The 18,485-nt window shown below is 52.0% G+C and carries 14 protein-coding genes; 11 read left to right on the top strand and 3 right to left on the bottom strand.

The features are described 5' to 3' along the window. Positions 1-568: 568 nt before the first annotated feature. Positions 569-1,330 carry a hypothetical protein gene (locus AXA67_02220; GenBank protein ID KXJ39367.1) on the bottom strand — a complete coding sequence of 254 codons (762 nt, stop codon included), beginning with the start codon at positions 1,328-1,330 and terminating at the stop codon, positions 569-571. Next, positions 1,323-2,603 carry a preprotein translocase gene (locus AXA67_02225; protein ID KXJ39368.1) on the bottom strand — a complete coding sequence of 427 codons (1,281 nt, stop codon included), beginning with the start codon at positions 2,601-2,603 and terminating at the stop codon, positions 1,323-1,325. Before AXA67_02225 ends, AXA67_02220 begins: the two co-directional genes overlap by 8 nt. A 510-nt stretch (positions 2,604-3,113) precedes the next feature. Here AXA67_02225 and AXA67_02230 point away from each other — a divergent pair. The 8 genes from AXA67_02230 (at position 3,114) to AXA67_02265 (ending at position 13,993) form a co-directional block, all read left to right on the top strand. After that, the gene (locus tag AXA67_02230; protein ID KXJ39369.1) at positions 3,114-3,707 is read left to right on the top strand and encodes a hypothetical protein; all 594 of its coding nucleotides are present in this window, start codon (positions 3,114-3,116) and stop codon (positions 3,705-3,707) included. Further along, on the top strand, positions 3,704-4,249 hold the full coding sequence (locus AXA67_02235) for a hypothetical protein (protein ID KXJ39370.1): 546 nt from the start codon (positions 3,704-3,706) through the stop codon (positions 4,247-4,249). Before AXA67_02230 ends, AXA67_02235 begins: the two co-directional genes overlap by 4 nt. Further along, complete coding sequence (locus tag AXA67_02240) at positions 4,246-5,286, top strand: hypothetical protein (GenBank protein KXJ39371.1); 1,041 nt, start codon at positions 4,246-4,248, stop codon at positions 5,284-5,286. Before AXA67_02235 ends, AXA67_02240 begins: the two co-directional genes overlap by 4 nt. Further along, positions 5,283-5,816 carry a hypothetical protein gene (locus AXA67_02245; protein KXJ39372.1) on the top strand — a complete coding sequence of 178 codons (534 nt, stop codon included), beginning with the start codon at positions 5,283-5,285 and terminating at the stop codon, positions 5,814-5,816. Before AXA67_02240 ends, AXA67_02245 begins: the two co-directional genes overlap by 4 nt. Before the next feature lie 26 nt (positions 5,817-5,842). Beyond that, positions 5,843-9,778, top strand: a complete 3,936-nt coding sequence (locus AXA67_02250) for a hypothetical protein (protein KXJ39373.1) — start codon at positions 5,843-5,845, stop codon at positions 9,776-9,778. Positions 9,779-10,379: 601 nt separating this feature from the next. Next, the gene (locus AXA67_02255; protein ID KXJ39374.1) at positions 10,380-10,754 is read left to right on the top strand and encodes a hypothetical protein; all 375 of its coding nucleotides are present in this window, start codon (positions 10,380-10,382) and stop codon (positions 10,752-10,754) included. Between the two features lie 441 nt (positions 10,755-11,195). Next, the gene (locus AXA67_02260; protein ID KXJ39375.1) at positions 11,196-12,593 is read left to right on the top strand and encodes a glutamate--tRNA ligase; all 1,398 of its coding nucleotides are present in this window, start codon (positions 11,196-11,198) and stop codon (positions 12,591-12,593) included. Beyond that, on the top strand, positions 12,587-13,993 hold the full coding sequence (locus tag AXA67_02265; GenBank protein ID KXJ39376.1) for a cysteine--tRNA ligase: 1,407 nt from the start codon (positions 12,587-12,589) through the stop codon (positions 13,991-13,993). The genes AXA67_02260 and AXA67_02265 overlap by 7 nt, the downstream gene beginning before the upstream one ends. Before the next feature lie 272 nt (positions 13,994-14,265). Here AXA67_02265 and AXA67_02270 read toward each other — a convergent pair whose 3' ends face one another. Continuing rightward, a complete protein-coding gene (locus tag AXA67_02270) occupies positions 14,266-15,123 on the bottom strand; it encodes a methylenetetrahydrofolate dehydrogenase (GenBank protein ID KXJ39377.1) in 858 nt (285 codons plus the stop codon). A 378-nt stretch (positions 15,124-15,501) separates the two neighbouring features. Here AXA67_02270 and AXA67_02275 point away from each other — a divergent pair, with 378 nt between their 5' ends. The 3 genes from AXA67_02275 to AXA67_02285 are packed head-to-tail and all read left to right on the top strand — an operon-like array spanning position 15,502 to position 18,415. After that, positions 15,502-16,125 carry a methenyltetrahydrofolate cyclohydrolase gene (locus AXA67_02275; protein ID KXJ39407.1) on the top strand — a complete coding sequence of 208 codons (624 nt, stop codon included), beginning with the start codon at positions 15,502-15,504 and terminating at the stop codon, positions 16,123-16,125. A gap of 5 nt (positions 16,126-16,130) precedes the next feature. Beyond that, on the top strand, positions 16,131-17,786 hold the full coding sequence (locus tag AXA67_02280; protein ID KXJ39378.1) for a copper oxidase: 1,656 nt from the start codon (positions 16,131-16,133) through the stop codon (positions 17,784-17,786). Further along, positions 17,783-18,415: a hypothetical protein gene (locus AXA67_02285; GenBank protein KXJ39379.1), complete on the top strand. Its 633-nt coding sequence runs from the start codon at positions 17,783-17,785 to the stop codon at positions 18,413-18,415. The genes AXA67_02280 and AXA67_02285 overlap by 4 nt, the downstream gene beginning before the upstream one ends. Positions 18,416-18,485: the final 70 nt, after the last annotated feature.

Consider the following 18,485-nt stretch of genomic DNA (forward strand, 5'->3'; position numbering starts at 1 on the left):
ACCGGTCACGGGCAAAACCCAGCAACCATGCGGTCTCAAACCCCATGTGACCGGTGTGACCGGTAATTTCCATATAAGACATGGCTTTTTTGGTTCAGAGGAAAGCCTCTTGGCCGTGTTACCGGTTCAACCGGTAACAAAAAAATTACCGGTAACGGGTAAAAGTGAGGATTCATGCGGGTTTGAGTGGGATGTTACCGCTGTTACCGGTAATCCCGACATAAGACCCACTTGTTTTGATTCAGAGAAAATCTATCGGGTGTCACCGGTCGAACCGGTGACGGCAAACAAACCGGTGACGGGTTCATCCCTAGAGCCATGCGGGTTTGAATGGCCTGTCACCGGTGTCACCGGTTTTCCCGATATAAGACCCACCTGTTCTGATTCTGAGAAAACGGCTTTTTGCAGCGGAAGAGTTCAAGTGCTCAAACGCCACGGAGCACCGGTTCGGACCGCTGCCCCACTTCCGAGTGGGGCAGAAGAAAAAAGTGGGGCTGGGTTCAGCCTCACAGCCATGCGGGCTACAGACGATTGCCCCACTTGCCCCACTAATCGCGATTCCTGGCTGCTATATTCGGCCGTCGAGTGTGAGCGACCAAAATCGCTTGTGGCGTTGTTTCAACGTCATCAAATACCTGTATTTGGCTGCGTCCACGGGGGATTGGAAATCATCCGGGCTGATAATTTCGCCCTTTTCAATAAGCGATTTGTAACTTTCAATCACTTCTGTTGGCGTATCCACATAAATCTTCTTGACCGCCTCGTAACTCAATGGAATTCCCCGGCTTACAAGCGCTTCGGAAACAATGTCGCAGCAACAGGTTTGTTTGTTCTCCCTGCTCGATTTTGTTATTTCAAACGGGAAATAGTGATGCACCCCAAGGAGTATCCATTTAATTATTCTGTTCCTTTCTTCCGCTGATTTATTGCTCGCAAACCGCTTTTTTGGCGGCTTGACCTCCCCTTTCAATACCGCGCCGGCCCATTTCACCAATGCGATGTAAACCAGCCTTTCTATCAGGATGATCCTGTTAAATAGTTCCGCCAGCGCATCGTAGGCCACCCGGTCATCCTCGGCCATGAGAATCAAGGCGTGAATCCTTTTTTTGTATGTAGTGAGTGCGTATGGGTATTCGGGCAAACCACGGGCAATCTTGTCAGCCAAACCGTGATGACTATTCATGTAATATTCGAAAAAATATTCCGGAATCTTTCCGTTTATGGACGATACTATCTCCGCCACGTTGAAATCGTGTTGTGTCCCCAGCTCTTCTCCCGAATAGAGCCTCAAATACCTTTTCGCATACTCCAAGGCCTCCTCTTTACTCATAATTCACCCCCGCCTGTGCCAAAATCCACGCCTCGATTTTTACGTGCCATTTCCTGAGCAGGTCCAAGGGCCGCACCCGGTAATGTTTTTCGGCGGTGGCGCTTGGCCGGTGGCCCATGATCTGAGCCACCACGCCCTGGGGGATTTCAACCCACTCGCACAAACTGCCAAACGAGCGGCGCAGGCCGTGAAGGGTGATGGGCGGCAGCCCCTCGTTTTGGAGGGCTTTTTTGTGTGTTGGGCCTGGCTCCTCCAAATGCCCGCTCTTTGAACGAGTACTATGGAACACGTATGGCGAAGTGTCCGCCAGGGACTCGATGAGGGATTTGACGTAGGGTGTCAACGGAATGACCCGCGCCCCCACCACCTTGTCCCGAATGGTCAGGGAATTCCATTCAAAATCCACGTCGTCCCATCGAAGCGGGGACAGTTCCCGCCGTCTGGCGCCGGTTAGTAGAAGAATCTGAAGGTAGGCGGAAATGACCGGATCGTATATCCCCATAACCGCCCTGAACCAGGTCGCCAATTGCTCTTTTTGAAGGGTGTCATTGTGGATTCCAGTGGATGGCACCAGGCGGCGGACGCGGTTATTCAGGATGGCGGAGGGCTGAATGATCCCGGAATATTCCGGCGTTTCCGATACCCAATTGAGAAACGCCCGCAGGGTGCGGTAGGCGCGGTGTGCCACGGTTGGCCGCCTGCCACGCTCCACCTCCAGCCAGGCCATGATGGTTTCGTCATTGATGTCGGCCAGGCGCATGTCGAGAAAGCGCCACAGGGCGCCGGCGGTGGTGGGCGTTTTTCCGCGCCGCTTTTTAATGCCTGGCGGCTGCATTAATTGGCGGTGGTCATACAAATGGCGGTCACCCCATGAATCCATTCTCGCCTCGATGTAAGCCTCCCAAACTTCCCGGAATGTCACCGCCTGGCGCTGCAATTCCTTCCGCCGCTCCTCGTTTTTTTTGATCCGCTCGGCTTTCTCGATACGGGGGTCAACCCCCTGGTCAATCAGGGTTTGCAGCCGCCTGGCCTCGGCGCGGGCTTTTGAAATGTCCCAGGCATCCAGGCCGCCTATCGTGATTCGAATGGGTTTGCCGCCGAAACGTGATTGGAATATGAATGATTTGCTTCCGGCCTGGGTGGCACGTACCGCCAGGCCGGTGACATCCCTGTCCCATAAAAACGATTGCGTTTTGCCTGGCGGACAGGCGAATTTATCCACGCGCCCCTTGGTCAGATTGGCGCGATTTGGAGTATCATTGGTGGAAACCATTGGCAGGACCTCCCATCAGGTCTGATTATGGTTAGGGCCTCGCCGGCGTCCTAATCACCTCCGGGGCCCGTTTTATGTAAGCACTATGTAAGCAGATTTGGTAAATATACGCTAATGCACGGCAATACTCAAAAAAGCAAAAACCACTCTGTAAGCGGCATACAGACTGGATTATCAATGTGTATTAATGAATTTTTTGCTGGCCTTCTAAGCCGAGGGTTGCAGGTTCGAGTCCTGCCGGGCGCGCTTTCAAAATTAGCTATCTGCCCTTTCGATTTCCTCTGAAGACGAAGAAAACCTGAACTTCGCAGGTGGAAACCAGTTTCGTCAATCTAGGCCTAAAAGCACAGGCCGCTCCTTAACCTTACGCCTCCTGACTTAGAAAGTCTGTACTTGGAGGACATTGGCATCTACCATTTATCACAATTATTCTGCCATTTGTCAGATAAGTCTTAATTCTTCGATAAAATTGCCTATTATTTAAGGCAACTTATGCAGTACTCCAGAGCAATGTCCCAAAAGCCCCGGGGATTCACCCTGATAGAATTGGTTATCACTGTAAGCATGGCAGCCATTATATTGACCCTGGGAATACCCAGATTTCGTGAAATGGTACTCAATAACAAGATGACGGCCCAAATCAATTCACTGGTTTCGGATTTGAATCTTGCCCGCAGCGAAGCCATCAAACGGGGCGCCTCCGTGACTTTATGCAAACGCAACAGCGCGGGCACCAATTGTGACAATACCGCCAACTGGAATGGCGGCTGGATTGTCTTTGCCGATCAAAATGGAAACGGCAATTTTGATGACGACGGGGATACCGCCCTTTGTGAACCGGCCGAAGATTGTTTAATTAGGGTTACGCCGCCGTTGCCTTCCGATATTCGCCTATCCTTTTCTAAGAATCTTGTCACTTTTGACGCTATGGGCGCCTCTTCGGGATTCTCAGGAACATTTAAATTTTGCGATGACAGAGGCGCAAAAAAAGCTCGGGCCACCTTATTGGAAAACAACGGCAGAATCCGAAACTCAACGGATTCTCCCAATGATTCGGATCAAATTCATGAAGATCTTAACGGCAACAACTTGGCATGCCCATGACAGTAAGCAAAAATTCGATTGCTGATCAAGCTGGCTTTACCTTGGTTGAAGTGCTCGTGTCTGCCTTGGTGCTGGCCCTGGGTTTACTGGGATTGGCGGGACTGCAAAGCAATGGTTTGCAACACAATCACAGTGCTTATCTACGCACGGTAGCAACGCAAATGGCCTACGATTTAAGTGACCGAATGCGGGCTAATCTAGCTGGCTTCCAAAATGGGGACTACAACAATCCTAAGGCGGTAGATCACAACTGCAGCTGGAACGGCAGCAGTGTCGCTGCCTGTACCGTCAAACAAAAAGCCGAACACGATATGCGGGAATGGCGGCAACTACTCAGTGACAACCTTCCCAATGGCGCTGGCGTGGTCTGTATCGATGGTACACCCGATGATGGCGGTGACAACAATGCCAATGGCACAGTGGAAAGCACTGAATATGGCTGCGACAACACTGCCGGTAGTCTCTACGTGATTAAGGTTTGGTGGCAGGACGAACGTGGCAGTAATGATTTCAAACAATTTATCCTGACGTTTAATCCATGAACGGTGCATCCCTGTCCTTTTATTTCCGGCAACAAGGCATTTCCCTGGTGGAAATCATGGTGTCTTTGGTGGCGGGCCTGATTCTCACCGCCGGAGTCTATCAAATCTATATCAGCAACAAGCAAACCTACCGCGTCAACGAAGCGATGGCCAGAATCCAGGAAAATGCCCGCTTTGCCATCGAATTGATGAGCCGCGATATTCGCATGGCGGGCTATGCCGGTTGCTACGACAATGTCCCCGTCACTAATACCTTGGATTATGCTAACACCACCCAGGATTTTCTACTCGATTTCGACACGCCCATCGAAGGCTTCGAGGCGGTAAGCCTTACCGCTTGGGACCGCAACCTCGATGCCAATATCGTTACTCCTGGTGGCAATGCCCCCGAGGGTGGCACCGACGTTTTAATGGTTCGCGGGGCAGATGAAAACAGCACACCCATCACTGGCCAGCCAAATAATCGTGGCGATTGCAGTAAAGCCGCTTCCCATACGGCGGATTTGAAGGTAGCCGCCACCACGGGATTAGCGATTGGCGATATCGTCTTTGCCACCAACTGCAGCCACGCCAGCATTTTCCAGATAACCAATATAAAGAGCGGCAATAATCTAGTCCATCAAACCGGTTCTAATACGCCTGGCAATACCACGACCGATTTGGGCGCTTGTTACGCCGGTACCGGAGAACTCGCCAAAATCAGCAGCCGGATTTATTTCGTTAGCCGCACGCCCAGCAACCAACTGGCCCTCTATCGCCGGGAAGGATTGAATTCTGCCGAAGTCTTAGTGGATGGCGTTACTGGTTTTCAGGTACTCTACGGTTTGGACAGCGATGGGGATGGCAGCGTGAACCTGGAAGTGCCCGCCAATTACGATGGCGATGGTGACGGTAATCCCGATTATCCTTGGGAGAAAGTCGTCAGTGTCCGGCTTATTTTGAAATTGGCTTCTTTAGACAATGTCAGCGTCAGCGGCGCCAAGCCAATAGAAAAAACCTTTAAAACCGTCGTTGGCATACGGAACCGCCTGCAATGATGGAGAAAAGATTCAGCGCAAGTCGCGCCCAATCCGGCGCTGCATTGGTTGTCAGTCTATTGATGCTGACAGTCCTGACCATGCTCGGGGTAAGCGCCATGCAATCCACTATTTTGCAAGAAAAGATGGCCGGTAATTACCGTAACCGCAACCTGGCGTTCAACGCCGCTGAAACGGCCCTGAGAGACGCCGAGCGATACATTGCCGCCAACATTAGCGCCGATTCCCCTTTCACGACTACTTGCGCTTCGGGGTTATGTCTGCCCAGCAGTACCGGCACGCCGGTTTGGGAAAACATCGATTGGAGCGATGCCGGCAACGTGTTGACCTACGGCGTGGGCGGCGGCGGTACCATTGCGGGAATCAGCAGCAATCCCACCATGATTATCGAAATCCTGGATGAACTGCCCCAAAGCAATAGTTTAGAGGCCGGTGTCGTCTTTGAAAGCAATCTATATCGGATCACCGCCCGCGGCGTAGGCGGCACGGACAGCGCCGTCGTCATCTTGCAAGAAACCCTGAAAAATTGAACTCGATGCAACGGAGAATTTGGCCGATGAGACTGATCTTTCCCCGCCTTTCCATGACAAGCACCGCGTTTTTCTGCCTTTTCATGAGCTATCAACCTATCAACGTGGATGCGGCCATCGCCCAAAGTCCCTTGTTTTTGACAGCCCGGGTCGACCCCAACATCCTGCTCAGCTTGTCAGTGGAATCTCCGATGGGGGGCGCCGCTTACGGGGATCAACCGGACAATCCCGGCGGTTGCTCCAACAGAATCAAAGAAAGCACGGATCCCGATGATCCTGGCATTGGTATCTGTTACTTCAAAACCACGGCGTACTTGGGTTACTTCGACCCCAATAAGTGCTACGCCTACGATGGCAGCAAATTCGTCCCGGCCGGCCCTACCAATGCGGCTCACGAATGTAAGGGGAAATGGAGCGGGAATTTCCTAAACTGGGCCACCATGACCGCTATCGACGAATATATCTGGACCATGACCGGCGGGAACCGGGCGGTGGATACCACCGCAGAAACCGTCATAAAACGCGCCCGCGCCATCGATTGGGTGGGGTGGTTTCCCATCAAGAAAATCACAAAAAGCCTGAATACCGAACCTAACAAAGTCACTCCTTTTTCAGATAGTACCATTTACATCAACAACACCGATGATCCTTTCAAATTGACTGTAGGCACCAGTTTCGACCCCAATGCCTGGTGGACGTCCGGCAGCGAGCTTGGCACTTTCAATGTCCAGGTCAAAGTCTGTGACCCCACCCAAGGCCTGGAATCGAACTGCAAAGTCTACACTGATGGCGCCGGCAATACCTATTACAAACCGGAAGGCTTGATTCAGCAAAAAGCCGATCACATGCGCTTTGCCGTCACCAGTTACACCTTGGATAATAAAAAAAACCGCCACGGCGGGGTGTTGCGTTCTAACATGAAATATGTCGGCCCCACCATGCCTGACGGCAGCGGTGGCACAACGGCCAACCCCAATAAAGAATTTGGCGATGACGGACTGCTCGTCAATAATCCCGATGGCGCCAGCGGCGGCCTGAATAGCGGCATCATCAACTATATCAATCAGTTCAGTCTTGCCGGATATAAGGAAGGTGATCCCGTCAGTGAATTGTTTTATGAAAATATCCGGTATTTCAAAAACCTGGGACCAACCCCTGAATATTCCAGTGGCCTTGCCACCAGTGAATTTGGCGGCTTTCAAATCATCAACACCTGGCAAGACCCTCTACAACACCGGTGCCAGAAAAATTTCATCATCGGGATTAACGATGCCTACCCCTGGCTTGATAAAAAACTGCCGGGCACCTGTTTCACCAGTGATACCATTACTGGCAGGGGCGGTGCTTCCATCAGTCTTGCAGTCGATTCCAGCGGCGAAGCTGAGGATGATTTCGGCGAGCCCTCCAATCCCGATCCGGATATCAACGTCTGCGCCTTGACCAACACTGTCGGCAACCTTGAAAGCATGAACACCACTTGGCGGGAGGGCGATCCCTGGAATAGCGGCACTGCCAATGGGATAACCAATGCTATTTTTGGCCAAATCGGCAATTTCGATCTCGATTGTCATACCGACGAATCCATCACCGCTTTGGGAGAAGTTCTGGCTGCCTGTGATGTCGTCTACACGGATGATTGGGAACGTAAAAATTCCTATTACATTGCAGGCCTTGCCTACTATGCCAATACCCAGGATATCCGTTCGGACTTCCCCGGCAAGCAAACCATCACCAGCTTCATGATCGACACCCAGGAATACAATCCCAACCCTCTGGACGGCCCCCAGAACATGCTCTGGCTGGCTGGAAAATACGGGGGATTCACCGACATCAATAACAATCAAAAACCGGATCTGCAAGAAGAATGGGACGTGGATGGTGACGGCATCCCTGATAATTATGTTTACGCCTCCCAGCCGAAGAAACTGGTAGCGGCCCTGCAGCGTTCGTTTGCGGAAATCGAATCGAGAACTTCCACCGCCGCCGCTGTCGCCGCCAGTTCCACCCGCTTAAATAGCGGCAGCAGAGTCTACCAAGCCCGTTTTGATACGGAAGACTGGAGCGGTGGTTTGTTACAATTCAGTATCAATACCGCCACCGGCACCTTATCCAGCACCTCTAATTGGGATGCGGCCGATCTGATACCTGGCGAAGCTAGCCGAAAAATCTTCACCTTCGACGCTACCGCATCAAAGGGCATCAATTTCAAATGGCCGGATTTGAATGCTGATCATCACACAGCGCTGATTGATGATAGTCACGTAAAATATTTGCGCGGCGACCAGAGCAAGGAGAAGAAAAATGGTGGCGCTTTCCGCGATCGGAGCAATCGCCTGGGGGATATTATCCACTCGGCGCCCTGGTATGTAGGCACCCAAAATCAGGGTTACCATCGCCTGCCAGGCACTGAAGGCAGCGACTATCTCACCTTCCGCCAAAACACCGCTTATGTCAACCGCAGCAAAATGATCTATGTGGGGGCCAACGATGGCATGCTGCATGGTTTTGACGCCACCACTGGCATAGAAAAGTTTGCTTATGTACCCAACGCCACGATTCTGGATGATTTAAAAAACCTGGCCGACCCCAATTACAGCCACCGCTATTATGTGGACGGCTCGCCCAAGGCAGGAGATGCTTATATTGGCGGCAGTTGGAAAACCCTACTAGCAGGCACCACCGGCCGGGGCGGCAAGGCGGTATTCGTGCTGGATATCACCGACCCTGACAATATGGCCGCCGCCCAGGTATTGTGGGAAGTCAGCACCGTCAGCGCTTTCGATAAGGTCGATTTGACGGGCGATACCGATAGCGATCCGGCCACCATCGAGCAACCCGGGTTTGTGCCGGATTTAGGGTTTACCCTCCCACAACCCAGTATTGTGCGCATGGCCGATGGCCACTGGGCGGTGATTGTCGCCAACGGCTATTTGAGCAGCCGCGGCAAGGCTGTGTTGTTTATTCTCGATGCCGCCACGGGTGATATCATCCAGTCCCTGGACACCGGTGTCGGTTCTAGCGCCGATCCCAACGGCCTTTCCACCCCCATTGCCATAGACAATGACGGCGATGCCGTGGTGGATGCCATCTACGCCGGAGACCTCAAAGGCAATTTATGGAAGTTCAATGTCGATGATACCGATAAAACCAAATGGAAGGTCGACAAGCTGTTTACCGCCAGCGCCCCCGACGGCACTACTCAACCCATTACCGCCAAACCTGAAGTCGGTCTCCATCCCGATGGCGGCGTGCTGGTCTTTTTTGGCACCGGCAAGTACTTTGAAGACAACGACGATGTGGTGGGAGCCACCCCCCAAAAGCAAACCTTCTATGCGGTCTGGGACGAAGACAAAACCACCGTGACCACGTTTTCCCGCACCCATCTGCAGGAAAAGAAAATCCTCTCGGAAGTCACCAACCCTACCCTACCCGATAGCTCCACCAGTCCTTTTTCGGTTCGTTTTACCGGGGATGCTTGTAGCACATCCTGTACCGATAACCCAGTGGATTATGCCAGCAAAAAAGGTTGGTTTCTGGATTTGGTCTCTCCGGTCAACGGCGCCGAAGGCGAGCGGGTCATTTACAAACCTCAACTGCGTGACGGCCGCATCATTTTCGTTACCTTGATTCCATCCCAAGATCCTTGCGATTTTGGTGGCAGCGGATGGCTGATGGAAATGAACGGTGTCACCGGTCAGCGGCTGTCGCCCAAATCCCCCTTCGATATTAGCGGCGACAACAATATCGACGGCAATGACCGTACAACGCTCCCCGACAGCACCTTGACCACTGTCTCCGGTCTAAAACCAGATGTGGGCATCCCCCAGCCGCCCACTATTGTCAAGGACAAAGGCAAAGACAAGGAATATAAATATGTTGCCGGCAGCAGCGGCAACACCGCCAAAATCACCGAACCTGCCAGCTTTGGCAAAAAACGGTTGTCTTGGCGGCAGCTTCGTTAGTACTTTGTTTTACTTACCTATGAATATTACGCAAGCTAAGGTGGTGGGGTGTTTCTTCCGTGGGTGTTGGCGGCCTGGATGGCCGCCATCAAGCCCCTAAGGATGGGTTTACGGCGTCCTGCGGAAGAAACACCCCAGCACCTCAAAGTCACCAAATCTTTATGGGCATGTTGTTTTACAGACAGCCTCCCCTTCGAAGGAGGGTGTCGCAAAAGCCCATCCTTGGACTTTTGCGACTCGGAATCGTAAAGTGCGATTTTCCGATTCTCCATTTTCAATGGCTTATGGCCATCGAAAATGGCGATGCATCCCTGCCTCGCAGAAGGTGTCGCCTTATGCGACACCTTCTGCCAAAATTTGCATGGTAGCCCCCCACCTTCGTTTACTTACTGATCTTTAAACCACTTACCTAAAAGAAAACTTCGAAGCTTCGGGTACAGTACGTCACGACGCAGACTCGGGCACCATAAAAGTTTCTTTTTTTTCAAAAAAACAATCAATAACACAAACCATTTTGAGAAGTTCATCACAATTACTTGCACTTGATGGGATGTAAGCTACATTTTGTTACATAAAGCACAATTTGTAAGCAATGAACATCATGAAAAATATCCGGCTTTTTTTGAAGTTGTATTGTTTGGTTTTATCCCTAGGGATTTGTAACCAGATTTCTAGCACACAAGCTGCCGACAATATTGAGACCAGCGTCCCAGAATTAGAGCTCAACTATGGCTTGAATAAACGGTTGGATTTGCAAACAAGGATGCAAGAACTAGAGCTCAATACCAAGGGAAGACCTGCGCTCAAAGCTGTTAACCGGTATGAAACAGCCTTGGGAATGAGCCTAAAACCTGCACAATGGCTGAAAATACGGCCGGAAGTGCGTTATCAATGGACTGAAACGAATGGTGCTTTTGACACCGATCTTTCCGGAAGACAGGTTCAATTTGGAATTAATGCAGAAATAAATTTCTAACACTAAAGAGGTGGTAGTTAAAGATAAAGAACAGATATAAGCTAGCTGAGGAGAAAAACACCTCACGTGCGGAGGGCATTGACTCGCCCCCCACACATATTGATCGAAAGGCTATTATTCGCCGTCTTTCTTTTCATCTTCAGGTTCTGCAATCACCCACTTATAAAAGAAGTATGCAGCTGCAATAATAATCAAGGTGACAACAATCCCTGTGGGCGAACGCATTTTTTCTACTAGATCGAGTATAGCTCCCATTCTAAACCTACCTTTTTCTCTGGTTAATTTATAAAATGCATTTCTAATATATGAAATGCTGGCCTTTCCATTTTACGAATATCCCGCCTACTGTCAAGAATGCGTGTTTAGATTTATCTCTTCACTTTTGTCTTTTCACTCATAAATTCACTAAAATAACAGTTTGCTTCTTGAGATTGACGGATCATGGAAAACCGTAAGACCCGCTTTGCCCCCAGTCCCTCCGGCTATATTCATCTCGGCAATGCCCGAACAGCATTATTCAACCGTTTGTTTGGACAAATTTTCTTACTCCGAATCGAGGACACCGACCAGGAGAGAAGCCGGCATGAATTTGTCTCGGCCCTCATGGAAGATCTGCACTGGCTGGCCTTGGATTGGGAAGAAGGCCCCCAAAGCCCGTTTCCCAATCAGTATTTCCAGTCCCAACGGCAACAAATTTATGACCGTTATTATCAGGATCTTGAAGAAAAAAACCTCGCTTATCCTTGCTTTTGCTCTCCGGAAGAACTGGCCATGTCCAGGAAACTGCAACGGGCACAGGGATTGCCGCCTCGTTATTCAGGCAAATGCGCCCAGCTTAGTCCCCAGGAAATCCAAACCAAATTAGCCCAGGGTCTTAAACCCACCTTGCGGTTCCGAGTACCCTCCGGAAAAACCATCGAATTCGACGACTTGGTCAAAGGGCGTCAGGTCTTTGAAACTGACACCATCGGGGATTTCATCATCCGCCGCGCTGACGGAACGCCGGCGTTTTTCTTTTGTAATGCGGTGGACGATGCGCTGATGGAAGTCACCCATGTATTGCGGGGCGAGGATCATCTCACCAATACCCCCCGTCAATTATTGATTTTGCAGGCACTAGAGTTATCCGCACCCTGTTATGGCCATATTTCTTTAATCCTGGGGGAAGACGGCGCCCCTTTATCCAAACGCAACGGCAGCCAGAGCATTCGCGAACTACGGAAACAAGGATACCTACCCATCGCTATTATCAATTTGCTGGCCCGTCTTGGGCATTATTATGCCAATGACAATCTCATGACCCCGGATCAGCTTTCTAAAGCATTCAGCCTGGAAAACCTAAGCCGTTCTCCCGCCCGCTTTGACCCCCAGCAGTTGATTTATTGGCAACAACAAGCAGTCCAAAGCGCTGATAATGCTACTTTATGGCAATGGTTGCCAGAATCGCTCCACCATTTGGTACCCGAACCCCATAAAGAGACCTTTCTGGAACTGGTGCGCAGCAATTGCGTCTTGCCTAATGAAGCGATGGATTGGGCGAGGATCTTATTTGAAAAATCCGTTCCTATCACCGATAACGCCCAGGAAATCCTGATCCAAGCCGATCCCGATTTTTTCAGGGCTGCGGTACTTGCCGCCCATGAATTTCCAGACAATTACCAGGCTTTTTTGAAAGCATTGAAAGACAGAACCCAAGCCAAAGGCAAACAGTTATTTCAACCACTTAGGGCGGCCTTGACCGGACGGCTCGATGGTCCTGAATTGAGCAAAATTTATTCAATCTTGACCCCCGAACAAATCGAACACCGCTTTGCCCGCTGGACGGGAACGCCATGCTGAAACTCTACAATACGCTGACCCGGCGCAAAGAAGTCTTCAAACCCATCGAGCCGGGCAAGGTCCGAATGTATGTTTGTGGCATGACTGTCTATGACTACTGCCACTTGGGCCATGCCCGGGTGATGGTGGTTTTCGATGTGATAGCCCGATATTTGCGTTGGTGCGGTTATCAAGTGACCTATGTGCGCAACATCACCGATATCGATGACAAAATCATCCAGCGCGCCAATGAATTGGGTATTCCCTTTCACCAGCTCACGGAAAAATTCATCCAGGCCATGCATGAGGATGAAAAGGCACTGAATGTGTTGCCGCCAGACCTGGAACCCCGCGCGACCCAATCCATCGATGCCATCATTCAGATGATAGCGCGGCTGATTGATAGAGGTTACGCCTATATTGGAGAAAACGGCGACGTTTATTACTCTGTTTCGAAATTTAAAGGGTATGGCAAACTGTCCGGGAAAAATCCTGAAGAACTGCGGGCCGGCAGCCGGGTGGAAGTAAACGAGGCGAAACAGGATCCACTCGATTTCGTCCTCTGGAAACGGGCCAAAACCGGCGAACCCGCCTGGGACTCCCCCTGGGGCAAGGGCCGTCCCGGCTGGCATATCGAATGCTCGGCCATGTCAACCACATGCCTCGGCGCCCACTTTGATATCCACGGTGGCGGCGCGGACCTGCAATTTCCTCATCACGAAAATGAAATCGCCCAATCGGAGGGCGCCACTGGCGAACCTTTCGTCAACTACTGGCTGCACGCGGGCTTCGTGCGGGTCAATCAGGAAAAAATGTCCAAATCCCTGGGCAATTTCTTCACCATTCGCGAAGTACTCAAACAGTACCCCGGCGAAGTGATCCGTTTTTTCATTTTGTCCAGCCATTACCGCAGTCCGCTGGATTATTCTGAAGACTCTCTGGAAAAAGCCCGCGCCGGTCTCACCCGCCTCTATACGGCACTGCGCGGACTACCCATGGTGGATGAAAACGAAGCAGGAGAAACCTACCGTCAGCGCTTCCAGGAAGCCATGGATGACGATTTCAATACCCCGGCGGCACTGGCGGTTCTGTTTGATCTGTCCAAAGAAATCAATCGCCTCAAAGCCCTGGATCCAGATAAGGCAGCCAGACTGGGAGCAACGCTGAGAAACCTGGGCGCTGTCCTGGGAATTTTGCAGGAAGATCCTGAAAGCTATTTCAAAGACCTGGGGCAAAGTGCTGAAAGTGAAAGCAGCACAACCGCTTTAGGGGAAGAAGAAATTGAAAAATTGATTGCGCAGCGCAATCAAGCCAGGAAAAACAAGGACTGGGCCCGGGCCGATGAAATCCGGGATCAACTAAAAGTACGCGGAATTGTCCTTGAAGACACCCCCCAAGGCACGCTGTGGCGGCGGGAGTAGGGATTACCCATTTGTTTGTAACTGTGTGATGTTATGCACGGTCATTCCAAAGCAGCCCTCAAACGCAGTCCGCGATCTGGCAAGGAATCCTGTCATTGGCTCATAGGCAAGACAAGGTGCCCCCTCAAGTGGTGGGGGGAGCGACGGACCCTGCCTTGAATCCCCCTCTCCCTTTGGGAAAAGGGTTGGGGAGAGGACGTGACGGCGCGGTCCTTAAAGCCGCCCATGATTTAGGGATAATGAGGTTTGGTGCGCTGAGCGCACTACATATTTCAGGCCATCTCCTTGGCAATGGCATAAATCTCCTCGGCATCGAGAATCAAATCGTTACGCTCAAACAATCGGCCGATACAAGCCCGGTGCACCGCCAGCTTCAAGGTACCGAAACCGATCGCTCCCCAGCAAATTTTGCCGTGGCGGATGGAACCGCGATCCATCATATCCAGCCCCTCGATCCCCAGCGGGGGCGTCGCATTGGCATCGGCCAAGACTTCCAATTCAGGCAAATCCGCCCAGTGCCGTTCTCCCAATAATTGCACGCCTGCGGCACCAGTCGAAAAAACAATTTGGGCGTCTTTGATCACTTCCCCCCGGGCGTCATTGTCAATCGCTTCCACCGGCGTGATTGACACGCCAAAGCGGGCTTTCATTTCCTCACTGGCTTTTTTTGCCCGCTCCAATGAACGGGATGTCAAAACCACCTCGGCGCCCTCCTTTGCCAGCAAGGCCGCTGCCCGTTGTCCGACCGGGCCCGTTCCGGCCAACACCACTGCTTTTTTGCCCTTTACCGGTACACTTCCGACAATTTTAGCCACGCCCGCCGCAGCGGTGGTATTACTGCCATTACTGTCTAGCATCACCGATACCCTGAAATCGGCAAAAAACTTACCTTTTACGGTATCCAACAATCGTTCGCCTGCCTGCAAATCACTGCCGCCAATAAAAATTGCGGTATTTTTCTTGTCCTTCGGAGGCCGGGTGAAAATCGTTCCTTCTACCAGCGGCCCCACATTCTGGGGAGTCAATCCGCCATGGGGAATAACATGATCGCAGCCGCCATCATAGGCCACTACCGTATCGAAGGAAGCGGGATGCTCGTCGGTATCAAATTGAAACAATAATTTTTTCACAGGAGAACCTCATTGGTTTTATCCAGGACTGCGTCATTAAAACACATAAAGTATTGATTGCAGGGGGTAGGTGGTCTGATTCGAAAACCTCGCCGGCAGGGAGGCCGGCGTGGAGCCTACAGGGGCGAGCCGGACCGAAAGTCCAGTGGACTTTCGCAGCCGGGCTAGCGCCCAAACAGGGATGTTTGGGCAGGACTTTCTTGCATAGCAGGATTGTGCAGCAAGAAAGTATTTACGGCGTTTTTCGAAGCAGACCACCTGCCCCGGCTTGAATAGATGACGGAGACCTGATTGTTTTACATGAAATCATTCTTTCGTAGGGCAGGTCGATTATAATAGCTGGCTGATCCCCCCACCAGAAAAGCAAACAAGATGCCGATGATCAAAGACCAAACCATAGAAACATTTTTGCAACAACTGGCCAGCGCCTCGGCCACCCCGGGAGGTGGCAGCGCAGCGGCCATCATGGGGTCGATGGGAGCTGCTCTGGTCAGCATGGTGGCCAATTTGACCATTGGCAAGGATAAATACAAAGCAGTGGAAGCGGATATGCAAGCTTTGCTGGAAGAAGCGGAAGCCTTGCGCATCTGCCTGCTGGATGCGGTACGGGCCGATGTGGAAGCCTTTGACCAGGTGATGGCTGCCTACCGGCTCCCCAAAAACACCGAAGAAGAAAAAACCTTGCGCAGCAAAGAAATCCAGGAAGCCCTCAAAACCGCCACCGATGTTCCCCTGGAATGCGTCCGCTTATCCGCGGCTGTCATAGATTTGAGCCGAACAGCGATGGAAAAAGGTAATCGCAATGTCATCAGTGACGCTGGCGTTGCCGTCCTGGCCGCTCACGCCGCTCTTAAAAGTTCAGCATTGAACGTTTACGTCAATCTCAATGCCATCCAGGATACGACTTTCACGAAACAGCGCCGGGAAGAGTTGGAAAAGCTCATTGCCGGCAAAGATGAAGAAGTTGAAAAAATCTATCAACAAGTCAAACACCAACTTTAGGTTCCATGAAAATATTTCGTATTTTGGCCTACGGCCTTGGCATTGCCTTATCGCTTTCCGCGGCTTGGTTGTTATTCCCGGGGCAGCGCAGCGAAGCTGGATTGACCGCGCCCGAAACCCTCAAATGGGTGCCGGATATCGAGGAAACCGAGGATTTTTGCCCCTTCGAACACCCCGAGTGGCGCAAGGCCCAAACCATTGAAGGCATGGAGATCAGCGAATCCCCCATCTGCCAGCCGGACAACCCCTATCTGGTCGCCAGCGTGGTCAAGGGCACCAACAATGTCACCATGCCCACTTTGATGAAAACCCGCCTGGCCATGGATGCGGTTGTCAAGGATAACGACCGGGACGGCGACGGCGACCCCGATGTTATTCATATCAAGCTGGAAGTGGCGGAACTCAATGGCAGCAGCCCGGATGGCGACTTTCTGATTCCAGGCTATCAGATCGCCCCCGGCCTGCAGCCTGGTATTTGGGTTTTTACGCCCAAATTGCGGGGCATGGCCACCGTCGATGCCATCAACACCCAGGCACCGGAAATCCTGCGCGCGCCCTCCCCTCCCATCCGGGTGGAACAGGGCGATACCATTTATCTCACGCTGGAAAACACCCATTACCTGCCCCACACCATCCACCTGCACGGCGTCGATCACCCTTACCTGCGCGCAGATGGGCAGGGTAATGATGGCGTTCCCGTCACCAGCGAAAAGGTGCTGTTGCCGGGAGAATCGCGTACTTATGAACTTCACCCCCGCCAGACCGGCGCCGGCATCTATCACTGCCATGTTCAGACCGACAAGCACATGCTCATGGGCTTGCAAGGCTTGTTCATCGTGGAAGAAAACCGCCCCGACAACTGGCTGCAAACCTTCAATATCGGCGCCGGGCGGGTCCGCCATCCCTCCCGGGCGGTGCGGGAAAAGTATGCCCAGGAAATCGATCTCCATTTCCAATCGTTGGACAAAGAGCGCTACTTGGCGATTCAGGAACACCACGATCCCCGCTTGGTGTCCAAGGCCATGAACCGGGATTATGACATTACCGATGCGGAAGAGGATTTTTATCTGCTCAATGGCAAGGCGTTTCCCTACACTTTGCGCGATTCCCTAATTGTGGTGGAACCGAACCAAAAGATTCTACTCCATACCGTCAATGGCCATCCTCATTCCCTCGGACTGCACCTGCACGGACATAAAACCACAGCGATTGCCGCCGATGGCGTACCTCTGGAAGTACCCAACACCCGCGATGTACAACCCTTGATCCCGGCTCAACGCCTGGATCTGGTACTGGACACCAGCAATGACGGCCGTCACAGTTTTGGCCCGGGGGCCTGGCTATTCCATGACCATGCGGAAAAAAGCGTCACCAGCGATGGCGTGGGTCCCGGCGGGGATCTGGGGCTAATCGTCTACCGCCAATATTTGGATAAGAATGGGTTGCCGAAATTACAGGGCATGGATTTGGTGCCCTTCTTCAACCGCCAGTTTTACCAGAAACAAGTTCCAGTTTGGGCCCGCAGCGAAGCCTGGGAGATTTTCTCCGATGCCGCCCCCGTGCCCCCTGACCGCTTGCGGCTGTTACTCTCCGGACTCAGTTTGGGGCTGGCGCTGGGCCTATTCATTGCCTTTTGGCGGAGCGGGAGGAAGGCTCAATGAAGCACTGGATCTTTCTGTTGCTGCTTTTCCCGATTTTAACTGTTGCCGGCCACCGGATGGATATGGACAGTATGGTGATGAATGAAAATCCCATGAATCTGCCGGAAGGCTGCGGGAAGATCGCGGGCGATAAAACCATCATTGTCAAGGCGGGACGTGAATTTGCCAAGAAATTTCCCGGCGTGGTATTCGCTTATGATCAACAAAGCTGGGAGGTATCCCCCTGCACCCGATTAACCGTCCGCTTTATCAATAAGGATCACATCCGCCATCAATTCATGGTCCACGGCCTGCCAGAAAAAACCTACCCGGAAGGTATGTTCACCATCGAGGTTTCGGGCCCCGGCGAAGAAAGTGCCAGCCTTATCTTGCCGCCGGCGAAAAAAACCTATCTGGTTCACTGCGACATCGCCCAGCATACCGAACACGGCATGAAGGCCCAGCTTAAAGTGGCCGGCGGCGACAAGGACCTGGCCAGCCTCCCCGGGCTGACCAAGCCTGCCCGGCCTGACACTTACCCTACCCGCTGGACAGCGTCTTCGGTTATTCTCTTGCTGGCGGCCTTGATTGGTGGTGGATTGCTGGTCTGGCTATTGCGCTGGTTTTGGCAATCCATGATCAGCGAATGACGGCCAATAAACCACTCACGGGAAAGATCGTCATTCCCGCGAAAGCGGGAATCCACCTGGAATAACGAAA

This window comes from Methylothermaceae bacteria B42, assembly GCA_001566965.1.
Taxonomy (GTDB): domain Bacteria; phylum Pseudomonadota; class Gammaproteobacteria; order Methylococcales; family Methylothermaceae; genus Methylohalobius.